At 24.2% G+C, this 18,420-nt stretch carries 17 protein-coding genes and 1 pseudogene; all 18 read right to left on the reverse strand.

Annotated elements, in window-relative coordinates; all coding sequences use genetic code 11:
• Nucleotides 1-3: 3 nt before the first annotated feature.
• Complete coding sequence (locus ABDZ71_RS13695; RefSeq protein ID WP_343762319.1) at nt 4-738, reverse strand: hypothetical protein; 735 nt, start codon at nt 736-738, stop codon at nt 4-6.
• Entirely contained in the window at nt 735-1,121 is a 387-nt protein-coding gene (locus tag ABDZ71_RS13700; RefSeq protein ID WP_343762321.1) for a hypothetical protein, read from the reverse strand. The genes ABDZ71_RS13695 and ABDZ71_RS13700 overlap by 4 nt, the downstream gene beginning before the upstream one ends.
• 125 nt (nt 1,122-1,246) lie before the next feature.
• Nucleotides 1,247-1,717: a type II secretion system protein gene (locus ABDZ71_RS13705; RefSeq protein WP_343762322.1), complete on the reverse strand. Its 471-nt coding sequence runs from the start codon at nt 1,715-1,717 to the stop codon at nt 1,247-1,249.
• Entirely contained in the window at nt 1,686-2,132 is a 447-nt protein-coding gene (locus ABDZ71_RS13710; RefSeq protein WP_343762323.1) for a type II secretion system protein, read from the reverse strand. Before ABDZ71_RS13710 ends, ABDZ71_RS13705 begins: the two co-directional genes overlap by 32 nt.
• The gene (locus tag ABDZ71_RS13715) at nt 2,113-2,565 is read right to left on the reverse strand and encodes a peptidase (protein WP_343762325.1); all 453 of its coding nucleotides are present in this window, start codon (nt 2,563-2,565) and stop codon (nt 2,113-2,115) included. The genes ABDZ71_RS13710 and ABDZ71_RS13715 overlap by 20 nt, the downstream gene beginning before the upstream one ends.
• Nucleotides 2,566-2,703: 138 nt before the next feature.
• Entirely contained in the window at nt 2,704-3,111 is a 408-nt protein-coding gene (locus ABDZ71_RS13720) for a type II secretion system protein (protein WP_343762327.1), read from the reverse strand.
• A gap of 168 nt (nt 3,112-3,279) precedes the next feature.
• On the reverse strand, nt 3,280-4,461 hold the full coding sequence (locus tag ABDZ71_RS13725; protein WP_343762329.1) for a type II secretion system F family protein: 1,182 nt from the start codon (nt 4,459-4,461) through the stop codon (nt 3,280-3,282).
• A 32-nt stretch (nt 4,462-4,493) separates the two neighbouring features.
• The gene (locus tag ABDZ71_RS13730) at nt 4,494-5,957 is read right to left on the reverse strand and encodes a GspE/PulE family protein (RefSeq protein WP_343762330.1); all 1,464 of its coding nucleotides are present in this window, start codon (nt 5,955-5,957) and stop codon (nt 4,494-4,496) included.
• 223 nt (nt 5,958-6,180) lie between these two features.
• Nucleotides 6,181-6,912, reverse strand: coding sequence for a MerR family transcriptional regulator (locus ABDZ71_RS13735; protein ID WP_343762332.1), 732 nt, complete (start codon nt 6,910-6,912; stop codon nt 6,181-6,183).
• A gap of 269 nt (nt 6,913-7,181) precedes the next feature.
• Nucleotides 7,182-8,039: an undecaprenyl-diphosphate phosphatase gene (locus ABDZ71_RS13740; protein WP_343762335.1), complete on the reverse strand. Its 858-nt coding sequence runs from the start codon at nt 8,037-8,039 to the stop codon at nt 7,182-7,184.
• A gap of 200 nt (nt 8,040-8,239) precedes the next feature.
• On the reverse strand, nt 8,240-8,977 hold the full coding sequence (locus tag ABDZ71_RS13745; RefSeq protein ID WP_343762337.1) for an ABC transporter permease: 738 nt from the start codon (nt 8,975-8,977) through the stop codon (nt 8,240-8,242).
• A gap of 87 nt (nt 8,978-9,064) precedes the next feature.
• On the reverse strand, nt 9,065-9,973 hold the full coding sequence (locus ABDZ71_RS13750) for an ABC transporter ATP-binding protein (RefSeq protein ID WP_343762339.1): 909 nt from the start codon (nt 9,971-9,973) through the stop codon (nt 9,065-9,067).
• 93 nt (nt 9,974-10,066) lie between these two features.
• Nucleotides 10,067-10,975: a sensor histidine kinase gene (locus ABDZ71_RS13755; RefSeq protein WP_343762342.1), complete on the reverse strand. Its 909-nt coding sequence runs from the start codon at nt 10,973-10,975 to the stop codon at nt 10,067-10,069.
• A complete protein-coding gene (locus ABDZ71_RS13760; protein WP_343762344.1) occupies nt 10,972-11,676 on the reverse strand; it encodes a response regulator transcription factor in 705 nt (234 codons plus the stop codon). Before ABDZ71_RS13760 ends, ABDZ71_RS13755 begins: the two co-directional genes overlap by 4 nt.
• Nucleotides 11,677-11,940: 264 nt before the next feature.
• Nucleotides 11,941-12,168 (reverse strand): small acid-soluble spore protein Tlp, encoded by a 228-nt coding sequence (gene tlp, locus ABDZ71_RS13765; protein WP_343762346.1) that lies wholly within the window; start codon nt 12,166-12,168, stop codon nt 11,941-11,943.
• Nucleotides 12,169-12,356: 188 nt separating this feature from the next.
• Nucleotides 12,357-14,732: a glycogen/starch/alpha-glucan phosphorylase gene (locus ABDZ71_RS13770; RefSeq protein ID WP_343762452.1), complete on the reverse strand. Its 2,376-nt coding sequence runs from the start codon at nt 14,730-14,732 to the stop codon at nt 12,357-12,359.
• 16 nt (nt 14,733-14,748) lie between these two features.
• Nucleotides 14,749-16,233, reverse strand: a pseudogene (gene malQ / locus ABDZ71_RS13775) (4-alpha-glucanotransferase); the annotation flags it as partial.
• 11 nt (nt 16,234-16,244) lie between these two features.
• Nucleotides 16,245-18,401: a TIM-barrel domain-containing protein gene (locus tag ABDZ71_RS13780; RefSeq protein WP_343762348.1), complete on the reverse strand. Its 2,157-nt coding sequence runs from the start codon at nt 18,399-18,401 to the stop codon at nt 16,245-16,247.
• Nucleotides 18,402-18,420 lie beyond the last annotated feature (19 nt).

An 18,420-nucleotide genomic window follows, 5' to 3' on the forward strand; every position in this document is an offset into this window, starting at 1 on the left:
GATTCATATAATCACCTTACTTCTAATAATCTTTTTATATATTTTTTTAAGATTTTTATCTGATTTTTTAAGATAAACAACTTCAAATTCATCTAAAACATCTTTTAAAGAATTTGTATCACAAAACACACAGTATATTTTGTTATACATTTTAAACTCTTCCTTTAAAAGTTCCTTTTTTATTAATATATTCTTTTTTTCATCTTCTTTTATAACTGAGTTATAAATTATTTTATCTTTGTCACAAACTATAAAATAAATGTAATCTTTATATTTTAAAAGGAATTTAAACTTATTCTCTTTTATGTATTTCATGTAGTAATTTAATATAACAAATTGAACTAAATAAATACCTTTTACATTAAACTTATTATTTAAAATCTTTTTAACGTATAACTTATCATATATGTTTACACAAAACATTAATATATTCATATTTCTTTTATTTTTATTTTTAATTTTATAACAATATAAAATATCTTCTAAACTATTAAATTCATATAAAAGTTCATTATTTAAAATGTTATTTATTTTCTTTCCTTTAACTTTTGGTACTATTAGCTCTTTAATATAAACTTCTTCTCCTTCAATTAAAACATATAATTTCTTTGATTTTATCTTTTTATCTTCTAACAAATCATCAAATTCCTTAAAATTTTTACTTCTCTCTTTATTTTTTATATAGTTTAAATTAAAATTATTTTTATCAACTGTTATAAAGGAATATTTACTAATCAATTACTTACCTCCTTTTTATTATATCTAGCATTTATATTTTCATATTTCAAATTTTCCTTATCCAATTTAACATTATAAATTTCTTCTTTATAAAATTTACCTTTTACAAAATAGTCTATTACTATATTTGAATCATCGTCAAAATAAGCATAACTATGGTTATACCTAAACTTATATTTTGTTTTTACTAACTCTTTTATCTTATTTTTAAAATCTTTGTCATTAACTGATTGCTTGTTTTTGTAAAACTCTTTATCTATTTTAGATAAAATAAATTCTCTATCCTTTTGAACATCACTTTTTTTATTTAAATATGTTATTTCTTCAGAAACATTTTGAAATTTAATATGCTCCATTTTTAAAATATAAAGAGCACAGAACATACATAAACTTCCCATTATAAGTGAATATAAAATAACATATCCTTTTCTCTCTTTTTTTTTATTAATAATTTTTATATACTTCACCTTCTATAATCAATATATTACAAATATATAAAAAACCTATATTATTCTCTTTTTTTTAAACACCTTTTATATATTTTCCCATATCTATCCATTATAGATATATATACAACTTCTCCTTTTTCTAAAGCTGTAAAGTCTTTAACATTTTTAACAATATTGTTGTTGTTTCTTGAATACTTATTTCCATAAGATATTATTATATCCCCATCTGTATCTTTTCTTATAAAATTAGATCCTTTATTGTCTATTCTTTCTATTTTTATAGTATTTTTATCTACAGTACATTTTTTAGCTTTACTAAATTCAGAATTTATAAAATTAAAAGCTTCATCTATATATAAATACTGAGTTGAATTCTTTCTGCTTAATTTATAATTTTTCATATTTACCAAAGTAGTTTTTAACACAAAAACTGACAGTATACCTAATATGCTTAAAGCTACTAAAAGTTCTAGTACACAAAAGCCTTTTCTTACCATGCTATCTTTTATACCTTCCTTTATAAAATTCACAACCTATTGCTTTTAATTTATTTTTTTCATTTGAATATAACTTCATATTAATTTTAAGAATATCCTCTCCCTTAATATCCAACTTTATATAAGGTGTATCTTCTTTAAAATTATTCTTAAATATTTCTAATATATCTTTATTTTTTAACTTATCTAAATTCATGTTTTCTTTAGTTATATATAGCTTATTATTTTCTCTTAAATAACATAAATCTTCATAATTACTGTTATACATAATATTATTTTTTAATCCTTCTGCAAAAATAAAGCAATTTAAGTTATCATTTTTTATCTTTTTTATTTTTCTAGATTGATAAAATACAGCTATAGAACTTGCTACAAGCATAGTAAATATAGTCATTGCACACAAAATTTCTATAAGTATATAACCTTTCCTAGTTTTTAATTTGAACATAAGCAGTCCCCACACAAATAGTAATATTATGTATCTTATTACTATTATCTTTAAATTTTATAGTACAAGCATTTTTTGTCATCCCTTGATTGTTTATATATATGTTATTTCCATGAGTATTTATTGAAATCAAATCAATACTATCATTTAATTTTATACTTTTCACTAACTTATTTGACATTGAAAAATCTATCTTTTCTTTTCCAATATCAAAATATATAAATCCACCTTTATTATTTTCTCTACATACCTTTTTAGCATTATTTATAAAATCAATAAGAGAATTACTAAACTCACTTGAAACTATATCACTAGAAACTTTAGTATATTTTTTAATTGATATAAAACCTACGCTAAATACTATCATTAATATAGCCATATATATTATAAGTTCAAACAAAACAAAGCCTTTTCTAACTTTCTTAAGGTTCATTATTTTTACACCTTACTTACCTTCTTTAACTTTTTTAATATTTTTTATATTTCTAATTTTCAAACCAATTACTTTACATATAAACTATAATTATACTAATTGACTCCATATAACACTTTGTTTTTCTACTGTTAACATTTATTTACTACTCTTTGGAAATATAACATTCTCACCTTTTTTAACTGTGTAATTATTTGTATTAGCATTCAAAGTAACCGTATAATTTTTACCATCACTATTATAAGTTACATTAATTTCTTGTCCTTCTCCTGAGGGAGTAGCATCTTTTATTCCTGTATAATTTTCTATACTATCTTTTACGCTACTTTCAATAAATTCATCTTCATTTTCACTATAACTAGTCATTGCTGCCACTTGTATTTGTTTAGCTGTATTTATTGCTTTAGTATTTTTAGCTTTATCTTTGTATGCAACAAATTTAGGTACCATAAACCCTGCTAAAATAAGTATTATAGACATAACTATCATAAGCTCAATTAAAGTAAAGCCTCCTCTTACTCTAATTTTTTTGTTATATTTATTCATTTAAAAGTTCCTCCTATCACTTAAATACTTAATTTAAATATCTAACTACTTAAATCTATAAACTTTTATATTAAAATACTTAATATATCCTATAAACATAAATAATAAATAAAAGATGAACCATATATTTTGTTAAATATAATGACTTCAATTTTTATGATAGTTTTATTAAAGTAAATCCATTATATCCATCATAGGTATAAAAACATTTACAAATACAAAAGTAACTACTAATGCCATAAGAATTATAATACTTGGTTCTATAAGCTTTATAAATGCCTTTATTTTATCTTTTATATCCTTTTCATATATGAAAAAGATGTCTCTAAAACTTTCTGCTAGACTTCCACTTTTTTCTCCAACACTTACCATAGATAAAAATAATTTATCTTCTATTCTTGCCTTTATCAAAGAATCTTTTACTCCATTTCCTTTTTTTATATGTATATTGCATAATTTTATTTTCTCTTTTAAAGCATAGTTTTTTGTAGTACTTTCTACAATTTCTAAGCATTCAGTTATGTTTATCCCAGACTCTAACATAATATTCATTTCACAAGAAAGCTTAGTTAAAAATATTCTATTTATTATTTTTTTAAATAAAGGAATTTTTATTTTTAAAGAATCTAATTTATACTTAAACCTATCTTTAGATAATTTACCTATAATCAAAGTTATAATAATTAAAAGACTTAATAGGATTAAAATATAATTAGTTATATTAATAAATTTAATAAAGTTTAACGTTCCTTTGTTTATACTGCTACCAAGATCTTTAAATATATCCATAAAACTTGGTATAACTTTATTAATCAGTATATACATCATAGCTATAAAACTTAATAAAACTGCTGTTGGATATATTAATGCTGTTTTTATTTCTTTGGAAAAAGTGTTCTCGTTTTCATAAAATTCTGTTAATTTTTTAAGAACCCATTCAAGCTTTCCGCTTTCTTCTCCTATATAAAGCATACTTATAAAAAAATTAGGATATATATTATCAAATTTGCAAAAACTTTTATATACTGTTTCACCTTTTAATATAGAACTTCTTATACCTATCAAACTATTTTTTATCTTTTTACTTTTAAAATTATTACTAATTATATAAATAGCTTCTGTTATATCAACTCCAGAATGTATCAGCATATATAATTTATCACATAAAAGTGCACATTGTTTTTTACTTATTTTTTCTTCTAATATTTTTCTATGTGTAGGGGCTAAATCTATAACATAATAACCTTTCATCCTTAGTTTTTTATATAAATTTTTAATATTACTTTTTTTGCATTTTCCAGCTATTCTTTTTCCTTGTAAGTCTAAAGCCTTATATTTAAATACTTCCATTTTATTCTCCTACTTTATTAAACTAATAAATTTTAAAATATTATCTTTTTTATTTCTTCAAAAGTAGTCACTCCTTTTTTTACTGATTCTATAGCCTTATCTTTAAAAGTATTTTTTATTAACTTTCTTTTATTTTCTTTTATTTTATCTAACTTTCTTATGTATTCTCTTTCCTTATTTCCTATATTCATATACTCATATAAAACAGTTCTACCTTTAAATCCAGTATGATTACATTCGGTGCATCCCCTACCTTTGTATAAATAAAAATCTTCATTAGAATTTAAATAACTCTTTTCTATATCTGAAGCTAAATATTTTTCTTTACATTTAGGACATATTTTTCTAACTAATCTTTGATATATTATTCCTTTTAACCCATCACAAAGCATATAATAGGGTATTCCCATATCTAAAAGCCTTATTATAGCCTCTAGTGCTCCATTAGTATGAATAGTAGATAAAACTAAATGTCCTGTTATAGATGCTCTAAGACAAACCTTAGCAGTTTCTTCATCTCTTATTTCACCTACCATAATAACATCTGGATCTTGCCTTAAAACACTTTTTAATCCTTGTAAAAAACCTAAATTAATTTTGGTATTTACATTAATTTGATTAATTCCGTCAATGGTATACTCTACTGGCTCTTCTATAGTCACTATATTTTTTTCTTTACTGTTTATATTATTTAATATAGAATATAAAGTTGTAGATTTTCCACTTCCTGTTGGACCACAACTTAAAATAACCCCATTAGAAGACATAATCATATTTTTAAAATTTTCTATATCTTTCTTTTCAAAACCAAGTTTATCTAAAGATTTTATTTTACTATCTTTATATAGTATCCTTATAACTATTTTTTCTCCATATACTGTAGGAAGTGTAGACACTCTAAAATTATGATTTTTTCTAAATGTAGCTTTTATTTTACCATCTTGAGGTAATCTTTTTTCTGTTATATCCATATTGCTTATTATTTTCACTCTAACATTTAAAAGGGAATACAACTCTTTATTAATTTTCATGAATTTTCGAAGTATTCCGTCTATTCTAAATCTAATTATGCAATATTTTTCAAAAGGCTCTATATGAATATCACTAGCTTTTTTAGATATAGCCTCATCTATTATAGAATTTGTAAGCTTAATTACCGGTTCATCATCATATATTTTCTTATATGATTTTTCATCTTTTAAATTTTCTTTTTTAAATTTGTGTAAGGCTATTTGTGCTTCATATTTACTATAATAAGTTTTAACATAACTTTTAATTTGACTTTCTTCTCCTTTTAGTACTTCTACATCACATTTAGTTAAAAATTTTATCTCATTTAATATATTTTCACTTAAATTAGAAGAACTAACTAAATATATTTTTTTATCATTAAGTTTAATTGGAATAATATGATTTTTTGTACATATATATTCTGGAATAGCTTTTAAAGCTTTTTCCTCAACTATTACTTTATCTAAATTTATAAGGTCTTTCATATCTTTCCTCCTTTAACTTAATTCTTATCTACATACTAGACATATAAATAAATTTAATACTATATATTGGAATATATTTAATTAAGATTTATTTTAATATCTAAAGCATAAAATCACCTGATTAAATCAGATGATTTTTATTATAATTAACTAGTATTATATTTAAAATAATAATCATTAACATTTTATAACAAATAGTTATTTTTTCTTCAAAAGTCATATCTTATTTCAAACAGTAAACTTCAATTGCTTTTGATATAAATTCTGCTGTACCTTCTCCATTTTTATCAATGTTCTCTTTAAATCGTTCATCTTTAACATACATAACCCCAAGTCCTTTTAAAATTTCATTTGTGCAATTATAAAATCTTAATGTAATTAATTTTTGCCACCTTTTAACAAGATCTTGTACTTCTTCACTATCAACTCTTTTATCCATATTAGAAGCAAAAGCTTTAAAAATATCTTTACACTCTTTATCTATTTCTTTCCACTGATTTTTACTATAACCATTGCATTTTTTCTCGCTTTCTTTATAAGCATCAGAATTTCCAAATCTTTCTTTAACCTCTTTTGCATATTTTTTCTTTGCATTTTCTATTTCTGTCATATCAAATTCTTTAAAACTCATACTCTCTTCTCCTTTTATTCTATTATTCACAAGATTTATTAAATCATCAATTCTCTTCCGCTTTTTAATTAGAAGTTTCTTTTGATTTTCTAATGCTTTCTTTTTATCAAACTGTGGATTTGTAATAATATTCTTTATTTCAGCAAGGGAAAATTTTAGTTCTTTAAAAAATAATATTTGCTGAAGTTTTAAAAGGGCTTCTTTATCATATAAACGATACCCTGACTTTGTAATTCCACTTGGTTTAAGTAATCCTATTTCATCATAATAGTGAAGTGTTCTTACAGTTATTCCTGTTAGTTTTGCAACTTCTCTAATTTTCATTTTTAAATTCTACCCTTTCTTTAAAGTATCTTTCTACCAGTAGATACTTTGCCTTTTAGTACATTTTATAAAAATATTTTGTATAAACTTTCTATAATCTAACTAATCTTATTTTTATTTTTTTTGCTGTATTATCCTTAATATACTTATACAATACACTATAACCTAACGTTATAGTCAACAAAAATAAAGCCTTAAATTAATAAATTGTATTTACTTTATAAAATACAATTTACTAATCTAAGACTTTTTAACTTATTATTTCTCTTTTATACAGTTAATTTCATAACATTAGTAATTACCAATGTTCCAAGTAAAATACCTGCTAAAATCCTATATATTGCAAATATTCTCATAGGTTTCTTCTTTAAATAACTAACAAATTTATTCATAACTATTATTGACACTATAAAAGCAACAATAAATCCTACTACTAGTGCAATCCATAAGGTTTCTGTCATTATAGAATAATCAAATTCAAATAAATCCTTTGCTGATGAACCTACCATTGCAGGTATTGCTAAGAAAAATGAAAATTCTGCTGCTATTGGAGTTGATATACCGGCAATCCATCCACCCATTATAGTTGATGCACTTCTTGACATACCTGGAACTACAGATAAAATTTGAAGAACTCCAACCTTTAAAGCTTGGACTACTGTTATGCTATCTATATCATCTACAGAATGATTTTTCTTTCTATATATAGTTTCTATAATTAATAGTAAAATACCACCTACTATGAATCCTATAATTACTGCTTCTGGTCTAAATAAAGCTTTTATTCTATGATAAAAAAGAGCTCCTACAATTCCAATAGGAATAGATCCTACTATAACATTAATTCCAAACTTAAATCCAACTTTTCCTTCTTTACCTTTAGTAAATATAAATTTAAAAAATTCTATTATACTTTCTTTAATCTTCTTAAAATATAAAACTACTACTGCAAGTATTGCTCCTAACTGAATTACCACCTCAAACATCTTGGCAAATTCACCATTAAAATTAATAGCACTTCCTACCAATATCATATGTCCTGTAGAAGATACTGGAACAAATTCTGTAATTCCTTCTACAATACCTATTATAATAGCTTTCAATATAAATATAATGTCAATTCCCATGTTATCTCTCCTTAAAAACAGTGTTTTTTCATAATCATCTTAAAGTATTTTATACCATATAATCTTTTGAAAGATTACAAAAATCATTATACCATAATATTCATTTTTTAATATAATATTATAAAATTCTTAATATACAAACAAAAAACTACCTTAAAGTTTTACTAAACCTTAAGATAGTTTTTAAAGCATTTAAAATTTTAACTTATATCAGTATTTTTATAATATATTATGCATGCTATAAAGCTAATTACAAAAACTATTACTGCCATAATTATAGTATTACTTTTAAGAAAATAATGCTCTACATTACTTTTGGTGTTATAATTTATCAATGGCATGCCTGGCATCATAAAAGGTGAGTATTTAAATTTACCACTAGCTACTAATAAAAAATTACTTACAACTAATAAAATACCATATATTACTGGTACTAAAATATTTCTACTTAAACTTGCAATAAAAATTACTATAGGAACTAATGAAAATTGCAATATCATAGAATATAAACTGATTTTAAAATGTATTAATAATATTTCCTTTGTAAGAAGCTCATGTTTTAAAATTAGTCCCCCTCCAAATAAACCTAAAAAATGTATTATATATACAACAGTTATAATTAAATATATAATGAAAAGCTTACATACAAAAATTTTTGTTCTAGAAATAGGATAACAATATAATATATTAGCAGTTTTATCTGTAAACTCTCTTGAAAAAACATAGGATGAAATCAATGAAAAAAGTACAGGACTTAGCACTAAAATCATCATAAACTCTGAGTGATAAGTATACTCATTCCATATTACAACCCCTTGACTTTGCACTGCCCATCCCAAAAATAAAAGCCCCGGCAAAGCTAGTCCTCCTACTAATATTATTAAAAGAAAAAAAGATTTTTTTAGTTTTAATATTTCTGAATATAGTGTATTAATCATAATGTACCTCCCTAATCTTTACTAATCAATAAGAAAAAATTTATTTATATCTATTTCATATTTATCCTTAAAATAGATTTATAAATACTAATCATTTTTTCCAGTTAGTCTTATAAAATAATCTTCTAAATTGTCTAATTTGACTGATATTTCATCTACATCAATATCATTTGTTATCATTGTTCTATTTATTTTTGAAGATTTATTTATTTTCTCATAAACTCTTATAATATTTTTTTCCCACACTTCATAGTCAGATATATTTAATTTATTTTCAAGCAAAAAGGAAGCCTTTTTATCATTATTAACTTTTAACTCTAGATAATGTCTGTTTCTTCTTTGAAGTTCATCATAACCTATCTCTTCTAATAAAACTCCTTTATTAATTATTCCTATTTTAGTTGCTAATAATTGTACTTCGCTTAATATATGACTTGATATTAATACTGTAACCCCTCTTTTATTTGATAAATCCTCTATAAATTCTCTCATTTCTTTTATTCCTACAGGATCAAGACCATTAGTAGGCTCATCTAAAATTAAAAGCTCAGGATTATGAAGAATTGCCCTTGCAACTCCAAGTCTTTGTTTCATTCCAAGAGAAAAGTTCCTTACTCTTTTATCTGCAGCATCTTTTAGTCCTACAATATTCAAGCTATCTTTTATACAGCTTTTACTTTGCATACCAATCATTCTTCTATGAATTTCTAAATTTTCTTTTGCAGTTAAATTAGGATAGAATCCTGGATATTCTATTATTGAACCTATTTTTCCATATATTCTTTGATTATTTTTGTTACTTCCAAAAAGCTCTATTTCTCCTCTATTTGCTTTAATAAGTCCCATAATCATCTTGATAGTGGTTGTTTTACCTGCTCCATTTTTTCCTATAAATCCATAAATCTCACCTTTATTTAAGGTAATATTTAATTTATCTACTACTGTCACTCCTTTATATATTTTAGTTAAATTATTTGTTTTTAAAATAGTCCCCATATCCTCACCTCTTCTTTCAGTATTTAAAAAGGACTGTGCTTTAAGTATAAAGCCCAATCCTTACATGATATTTGCATATTTCTTACAAATATCTTAACTCTTTTTCAATCTTAAAGAAAATATTGTTTTTTTATAAGGGACACTATAAACTGTAAGACTTCCCTTCTGACTTTCTGCTAATTTTTTAGATATAGTAAGACCAAGACCAGTTCCTTGAAGTTTTCTATTTCTTGATTTTTCCAAAGTATATAATCTATTAAATATCAAATCTATATCACTTTTTGGTATTCCTTTGCCTTTGTCCCATACTTCAATAACTATGTAATTTTCTTCTTCTTTTATATTTAACCCTATAACTTTCCCATAAGTTCCATATTTCAAACTATTAGAAATTAAATTATTTAAAATTCTATTTATTGCTTTTTCATCTCCTAAAGCATATAAATCTTCTTCTTTTATATTTATAATAGGTTTAATCTCTTTTTTATTGAAATCATTATAAAATAAAACTATTCTTTGCCTCAATATTTCTGATATGTTTAATTTTTTAATTGATACTTCTATATCATTTGATTCCAGTTTAGAAATTTGAAAAAAATCTTCCATTAGATTTAGTAAATCGTTACCTTTTTCATAGGCTATTTTAGTATATTCCTTCTTTTCTTTATGACTTAAATTTTTATCAGTATTTAAAAGTTCTATATATCCTAGTAAAGAAGTAAGTGGAGTTCTCAAATCATGAGATATATTTGAAATCATTTTTTTTCTTTCATTTTCATAATCTTCATTTTCTTTTAATATACGTTGAAAACTTTCTATAAGAGTATTTATATTTTCTGAAAGCTTTTCAATTCTTTTATTATGATTTTGTATTCTTATTCTTTGATTAAAATTTCCCCTTATAACTTCTTCCACTACTTTATAAATCCTTTTAATCTTAAAATTGAAAATTATTATTACTAAAATGAGCATAAGTATTATTACTGAAGTTATATATATCATTTTACACTTCCTAATTTATATCCAATTCCCCAAACTGTTAATATATACTTAGGATCATTAGGATTATCCTCTATTTTATTTCTAAGCCTTCTTATATGAACCATCACCGTGTTAGAATCCCCTATATATTCTTCACCCCATACAGTATTAAATATTTGAGCTTTAGTAAAAATCTTATTAGGATTTGTAATAAAAAGTTTTAATATACCTATTTCTTTAGCTGTAAGATCTATAGGTTGTCCTTTTTTACTTACTAAAATTTTATCTAAATCAAAAGTTAAATCTCCACAACTTACAATTTGATTTTCTTTATTTTCATTAGAATTATTAAAATACATATACCTTCTAAGTTGTGCTTTTATCCTTGCTATAAGCTCTGCTACAGAAAAAGGTTTAACCATATAATCATCTGCACCTAATCCAAGTCCTATTATTCTATCTGTCTCCTCACCTTTAGCAGACAATATTACTATTGGTATCATACTTTTTTCCCTTATCCTTCTCATAACTTCCATACCATCAATTATTGGAAGCATTATATCAAGTATTACCATTTGAAATTCTTTTTTATTATACTTTTCTAAAGCACTCTTACCATCTAAGGCTTTGGTAACATTATATCCTTCCTTTATTAAAGTCTTAGATATTAATCCATTTATCTCTTCATCATCTTCAACTACTAAAATATTAATTTTATTCATTTTATTCACCTTCTATAATAAACATATACTAAAAACATATATAATATATAACATATTATACTATTTCATATATTTATTTACTACCTTTCTATCTACCTATATTTTATAAAAAAAGTAATCATCTCCTCTATAATATTAAATAAAAACTAAGTTATAATATAAAAGGCTCTAAATTTCAAACAAAAGCTTTAATACAATTGTGAAATTTAGAACCTTTTTGGAGCATACAATTATTAAATTTTTAATTAAAAAACACTTAAATACCTAGTTATATCCGTTTTTCTTATCCCTTGCTTCATCTTTAATCTCTGATCTCATACTATCTAAGGATTCCATTCTTCTTTCATTTTTTTCTTTTAATTCTTTTTTAGTTTTCTCATCACTTGTTTTTGCTATCATTTCATCTGCACGATGGCAATTTTCAATAGTTTTATCAATATTATATTGAATCTTATCTACATTGTCTCTTCTATCATCTGGTTTGTTTTTCATAGTATCCTTCTCCTTTGTTTTTAGTTCAAAATATTTTTTTATATTTCAATTTTATTATGGCTACAAATATATTTTGTTATACAAAGATAAAATTTAAAAATATATAACCTAACAAAGGAATTTATTACTATGAAAATAATTTTAATAAAAATATATTTTCTTTATTAAAAGATCAAAACGAAATCATTCTACTTAATTTTTCTACTATCTATACTCCATATCTCTTTTGCATATTCCATTATTGTTCTATCACTGCTAAATTTACCAGCATTTGCAATGTTTATAAGACATTTTTTAGCCCAACTAAGTCTATCTTTATATTCTACATCAACTTTATTTTGAGCTTTCCTATAATCATCAAAATCTTTAAATATAAAATAGTTGTCTGCCCTATGCCAACTTGCACCTTCAAGTAATGAAGTATATAACTCTTCAAACATTCCAGTATCGCCATCATCAAAGGTTCCATTAATTAAAGTATCTACTACTTTTTTTAATCCTGGAACTTTTTCATAATATTTTTTAGGATTATATGTGTCTTTTATCTTTTCTATTTCTTCTACTTTTGCTCCAAATATAAAGTTATTTTCTTCTCCTGCTTCTTTAACTATTTCTACATTTGCTCCATCATAAGTTCCTATTGTAGGTGTTCCATTTAACATAAATTTCATATTCCCAGTACCAGAAGCTTCTTTTCCTGCTGTTGAAATTTGTTCTGAAATATCTGCTGCTGGAAACAATTTCTCTCCATAAGATACTCTATAGTTTTGTACAAACACAACTTTAATCTTATTATTTATTGATTTATCATTATTTATAAGTTTTGCTATTTCATTTATAAATTTTATTATTCCTTTTGCTCTAAAATACCCTGGTGCTGCTTTTGCTCCAAATATAAATGTTCTTTTCTCTATATCCATATCTGGGTTTTCTTTTAATCTATAATATAAATCTAAAATATGAAAAGCATTTAAAAGCTGTCTTTTATATTCATGTAATCTTTTAATTTGAATATCAAATATTGAATTTGGATTAATTTTTATTCCTTCATTTTCTTCTATATATTTTGCTAATCTCTCTTTGTTTGAATGTTTAATTTCTAATAGTTTATTTAAAACTATTTCATCATCTTTATACTTTTCCAAATTTTTTAGCATTGTTAAATTTGTAACCCATTCATCTCCACCAAGCAATTTTGTTATTAAATTTGATAATCCTTTATTACATAATTTTAGCCATCTTCTTTGAGTAATTCCATTAGTTTTGTTTAAAAATCTTTCAGGATATATTTCATACCAATCTTTTAACTCTTGATATTTTAATATGTCTGTATGAAGTTTTGCAACTCCATTTGTAGCATGTGTTGCATATATTGCAAGCCAAGCCATACTTATTCTATTTTTATATATTATTTTCATAGAATTTATTCTTTCATATCCATAACCTAAACTTCCAAGTTCTTTTATAAATTTTTTGTTTATTTCTTTTATTATTTGATAAACTCTAGGTAGTATACTCTTGTATAAATCAACATCCCATTGTTCTAGTGCTTCTCTTAATATTGTATGGTTTGTATATGAAAAAACATTATGTACTGTGTCCCATGCTTTTTCAAAATCTAGTCCTTCTTCATCAATAAGTATTCTCATAAGCTCTGGTATAGCTACAACTGGATGAGTATCATTTAACTGTATTGCATGATAATCTTTAAATTTACTAAAATCACTACCATGATTTTCTTTAAATTTATTTATCATATCTTGAAGGGCTGCTGAAACAAAAAAGTACTGTTGTTTTAATCTTAATAGTTGGCCTTCTCTTTTTGTATCATTTGGATATAATACCTTTGAAATATCTTCTGCTTTATTTTTATTTCTAGCTGCTTTTTCATATTCTTGTTCATTAAATAATTCAAGATCTAGTTCTTGTAAAGCTTCTGCTTTATATAATCTAAGTCTATTTATATTTTTTGTTCCATATCCAATTATTGGTGTATCATATGGAACTGCCTTTACCTTTCCATCTTTAAAATTTACAATTACTGATTCTTCTTCTCTTCTAATAGACCAAGGATCACCATATTTTAACCAATTATCTACTTCTTCAATTTGAAAGCCATCTTTAAATTTTTGTTTAAATAATCCATAACTATATCTTATTCCATATCCTGTAACAGGCAAGTTTTTAGTAGCGGAAGACTCCATAAAGCAAGCTGCTAATCTTCCAAGTCCACCATTTCCAAGGCCTGCATCTTCTTCTATCTCTTCTATTTCATTTAAATTTATATCCATTTCATTTAAAACTTCTTTAATTTCATCATAAATACCTAAATTTATTAAATTATTTCCAAGAGCTCTACCCATTAAAAATTCTGCTGATAAATAATAAGCTTGCTTACCTTTAGAATAAGTATTTAAAGATTCTTTCCAATTATCTGTTATTAAAAGCATTATAGATTTAGAAAGAGCATTAAATTTTTCATGATTTTTTGCATTTTTTAATGTTTTACCATACTTTATTTTTAAAATATCTTCAATATTTGTTTTTAATCTTTCTTTATTTATCTTCATAATTAATCCCTTACCTTCCATAAAGTCTTGTCATAGAACCAATTTTTTTAGCTAATTTATCATCTAAAACTTTTTCATCTATTCTCCATTGCCAATTTCCACCTAAAGTTGATGGTATGTTCATTCTTCCTTTACTATCTAATCCTAAATAATCTTGAATTTGTATAATAGATAAATTTGCAACTGAACTTAAAGCTCCTCTTATAAACCCCCAGTTAAAATCTTTTTCATCCTTTATATTTAAATATTTTTTTGCAAATTCAACATCTTCTTTTGGAGCACTGCTTTTCCATCCAACTACAGTATCATTATCATGTGTTCCAGTGTAAACTATACAATTTTTATTATAATTGTGTGGAAGATAATCGCTTTCTTCCCTACTATCAAAAGCAAATTCTAATACTTTCATACCAGGATAGCCGGTTTCATTTTTAAAATCTATAACTTCTTTTGTAAGATATCCTAGATCTTCAGCTATTATATTAACTTGTCCCAATTCTTTATTTATTTGATTGAATAATTTCATTCCAGGACCTTTTACCCATTTACCCTTTATAGCTGTTTTTTCTCCATATGGAATTTCCCAAAAGGATTCAAACCCTCTAAAATGATCTATTCTAGTAACATCATATAATGATATATTTCCCTTTATTCTTTCTATCCACCATTTATAATTTGTTTTTTCTAAGTAATCCCAATCATATATAGGATTTCCCCAAAGTTGTCCTGTTTTTGCAAAATCATCTGGCGGACAACCAGAAACAACTTTTGGTATTTTATTTTTATCAAGTAAAAATACATTTGTATTTGCCCAAGCATCTACACTATCTTCTGCAACGTAAATAGGAATATCTCCAATTATCTTAATACCATTTCTATTTGCATAATTTTTTAGTTTTGACCACTGTTTAAAAAACATATACTGAATGAATATAAAATATTCTATTTCTTCTTTTAATTTATTTTTATAATAATCTAAAGCTTCTTTTTTTCTAAGCTTTATATCTTCATCCCATTCTTGCCAAGATTTTAAATTAAATTCTCCTTTTATAGCCATATAAAGAGCATAATCTTCTAACCAATTTTTATTTTTTTCCTTAAACTTTTTTATTTCTTCTTTATATTTATCTTTACTATTATTGAAAGCTTTTCTTAAAATTGGCATCTTATGATTAAAAATTTTTTCATAATCCACTTTTAAAGGGTTATCTCCAAAATCTACATTTTTATAATCTTCTTCTTTTAGTAATCCCTCTTCTTTTAATATATCAAAATCTATAAAATATGGATTACCAGCAAATGTTGAAAAGGATTGATATGGTGAATCACCTATACTTGTAGGACCTATAGGAAGTATTTGCCAATAACTTTGATTAGATTTTATTAAAAAATCAACAAATTTATAAGCCTCTTTTCCAAAAGTACCAATTCCATAAGGACTTGAAAGTGATGTTATATGCATTAGGATGCCGCTACTTCTTTTTTTAATCATATCAGTATTCTCCTTTACTTTTCTAAAGAAATTGTTTTTGTATAAACTTTTCCTTCTATATCTATTATTTCAAAATTTATTTTCTTAACTAATCTGTTTCCTTTATTTTTTACAGAAATTTTAAAATCATCCTCTACTTTTTCTATTTCAATTGCTATAGTTGAGAATCTTCCCTTTTTAAAATCATAAGTTTTTCCATCATCATCATAATATAAATACTTAGCTTTATCTTCAACAAACGCTATTATATTTAATTGTTTATCTTCAATTTTTTCTACATTAAGAGCAGCTTCTGTTTTAACTATCATTTTATTTTTTCTAATAAAAATTGGTATTTCTTTTAAATCCACATCTATATATCTATGTCCTTTTTTTACAACCTTATAATTCTTACTAAGATAATTATCTGGTTTCCACAAAAGCATATCTTCTGGAAGATATACATATCTACCTTTAGCATTTTGCTCATATATAGGAGCAAGCATTATAGAATCCCCACATAAAATTTGATTTTCTACTCTTCTTGATATTTCATCATCATACTCAAAGCTTATAGGAGAAAAATACAAATTTCTATCTATAGCAGCTTTCATATACTCAGAATATATATATGGAATTAATGCATATCTTATTTTAATTGCGTTTTTAGTTATATTGGTAGTAGTTTTATCAAAAGCAAAAGGTTCTTGACTTCTAGTGCCTAAAGCTGAATGGTTTCTAAAAAGTGGTGTAAACATACTAAATTGTGTCCATCTTATTACTAATTCACTATCGGAATCGTTACCGAAACCACCAGTATCTGCCCCTATATATAAGAAACCACACATGTTTAAGGAAGGCATCATTTTTATATTCTGTAATAGTTCACTCCACCAAGAAGAGTTATCTCCTGTCCATATTCCTGAAAATTTATGCATACCTATATATGAAGATCTTGAAAATAGTAAAAATCTCTTATTAGGTTCAATTTGTTTTAACCCTTCTGCAGCACTTTTAGTCATATTATATCCAAAAATGTTATGGACTTTATAATGATTAATAATTTTACCATCTACATTATGATAAAAGCTTTTATAATCTTCTAAGTTGTTTGACATATTTGTAAATTTATCTTTTAAATCAAAGAATGAATATATATCTAAATTTTTCTTTTCTGAATCTTTTGCAGATTTTATAGCTTCCTTTAAACTTCTATCTGTATAAAATATTGCAGGTTCATTCATATCATTCCAAAAGCCCTCTATACCTAAATCTGTAAGAATTTTATATTTAAGTCCAAACCAATTTCTAGTATCCTTATTTAAGAAGTCAGGGAAATGACATCTTCCTGGCCAAACTGCTGCCATAAATGGATTTTCTTCTTTATCACTGCAAAAATAATTATTCTTTATCCCTTCTTCATAAACTTTATATCCTTTTTCAATCTTTACTCCTGCATCAATTATAGGAATAAGTCTGAATCCCTTATCTTTTAAATTAGATACAAACTCTTTAAAATTTGGAAAATCCTTTTTATTTATTGTAAAGTCCTTAAATTTATCCATATAATCAATATCAAGATAAATAGCATCACAAGGAATATCTTCTTCTATAAATTTATTTGCTATATCATTAATTTCTTTTTCATTTTTATAACTCCATCTTGATTGTTGATATCCAAATGCCCATTTAGGTGGTACATATGTATCTCCTATTATCTTTAAAAACTTTCTTACTATATCTTTTGGTTTAAAACCTTTAATCATATAAATATTTACATTTTTGTCTTCAATATTTACCTTTAACTCATCTCTTTTAGAATAACCAACATCAAAAACTACCTTTGATGGAGAATCAATAAACATTCCAAATTTATCTTTTCCATCTATAATTATAAAATTATGAGCACCATATAATGACTTTTTATTTTCTGTATGAATTGGATCATCTGTGCAAAAGGATTCATATATATACCCTCTTTTGTTTATTCCTCTTTGATTTTCTCCAAGTCCATATACAATATCAGAATCATCCATTTTATATATTAAGTTTAAATCTTCACCTTCTTCTAACTTTACAAACTTAATATATTGTTCATCTTTTTTTTCTCCTTCTAAACATATAGTTTCAGTATCTATTGGATTTCCAAAAGTATATTTAAAAATGTTTTTATCTATCATAAATGAGTTCATTATTTTACCTCCTAATTTG

It is taken from the genome of Clostridium oceanicum, assembly GCF_039521385.1.
GTDB lineage: Bacteria > Bacillota > Clostridia > Clostridiales > Clostridiaceae > Clostridium_F > Clostridium_F oceanicum.

Coding starts and splice junctions, on each gene's coding strand:
- ABDZ71_RS13750 (WP_343762339.1), bottom strand. CDS start 9,973: ATGGGGACTATTTTAAAAACAAATAATTTAACTAAAATATATAAAGGA.
- ABDZ71_RS13740 (WP_343762335.1), bottom strand. CDS start 8,039: ATGGGAATTGACATTATATTTATATTGAAAGCTATTATAATAGGTATT.
- ABDZ71_RS13735 (WP_343762332.1), bottom strand. CDS start 6,912: ATGAAAATTAGAGAAGTTGCAAAACTAACAGGAATAACTGTAAGAACA.
- tlp (WP_343762346.1), bottom strand. CDS start 12,168: ATGAAAAACAAACCAGATGATAGAAGAGACAATGTAGATAAGATTCAA.
- ABDZ71_RS13760 (WP_343762344.1), bottom strand. CDS start 11,676: ATGAATAAAATTAATATTTTAGTAGTTGAAGATGATGAAGAGATAAAT.
- ABDZ71_RS13725 (WP_343762329.1), bottom strand. CDS start 4,461: ATGGAAGTATTTAAATATAAGGCTTTAGACTTACAAGGAAAAAGAATA.
- ABDZ71_RS13710 (WP_343762323.1), bottom strand. CDS start 2,132: ATGTTCAAATTAAAAACTAGGAAAGGTTATATACTTATAGAAATTTTG.
- ABDZ71_RS13730 (WP_343762330.1), bottom strand. CDS start 5,957: ATGAAAGACCTTATAAATTTAGATAAAGTAATAGTTGAGGAAAAAGCT.
- ABDZ71_RS13745 (WP_343762337.1), bottom strand. CDS start 8,977: ATGATTAATACACTATATTCAGAAATATTAAAACTAAAAAAATCTTTT.
- ABDZ71_RS13720 (WP_343762327.1), bottom strand. CDS start 3,111: ATGAATAAATATAACAAAAAAATTAGAGTAAGAGGAGGCTTTACTTTA.
- ABDZ71_RS13715 (WP_343762325.1), bottom strand. CDS start 2,565: ATGAACCTTAAGAAAGTTAGAAAAGGCTTTGTTTTGTTTGAACTTATA.
- ABDZ71_RS13755 (WP_343762342.1), bottom strand. CDS start 10,975: ATGATATATATAACTTCAGTAATAATACTTATGCTCATTTTAGTAATA.
- ABDZ71_RS13780 (WP_343762348.1), bottom strand. CDS start 18,401: ATGAACTCATTTATGATAGATAAAAACATTTTTAAATATACTTTTGGA.
- ABDZ71_RS13700 (WP_343762321.1), bottom strand. CDS start 1,121: ATGTTCTGTGCTCTTTATATTTTAAAAATGGAGCATATTAAATTTCAA.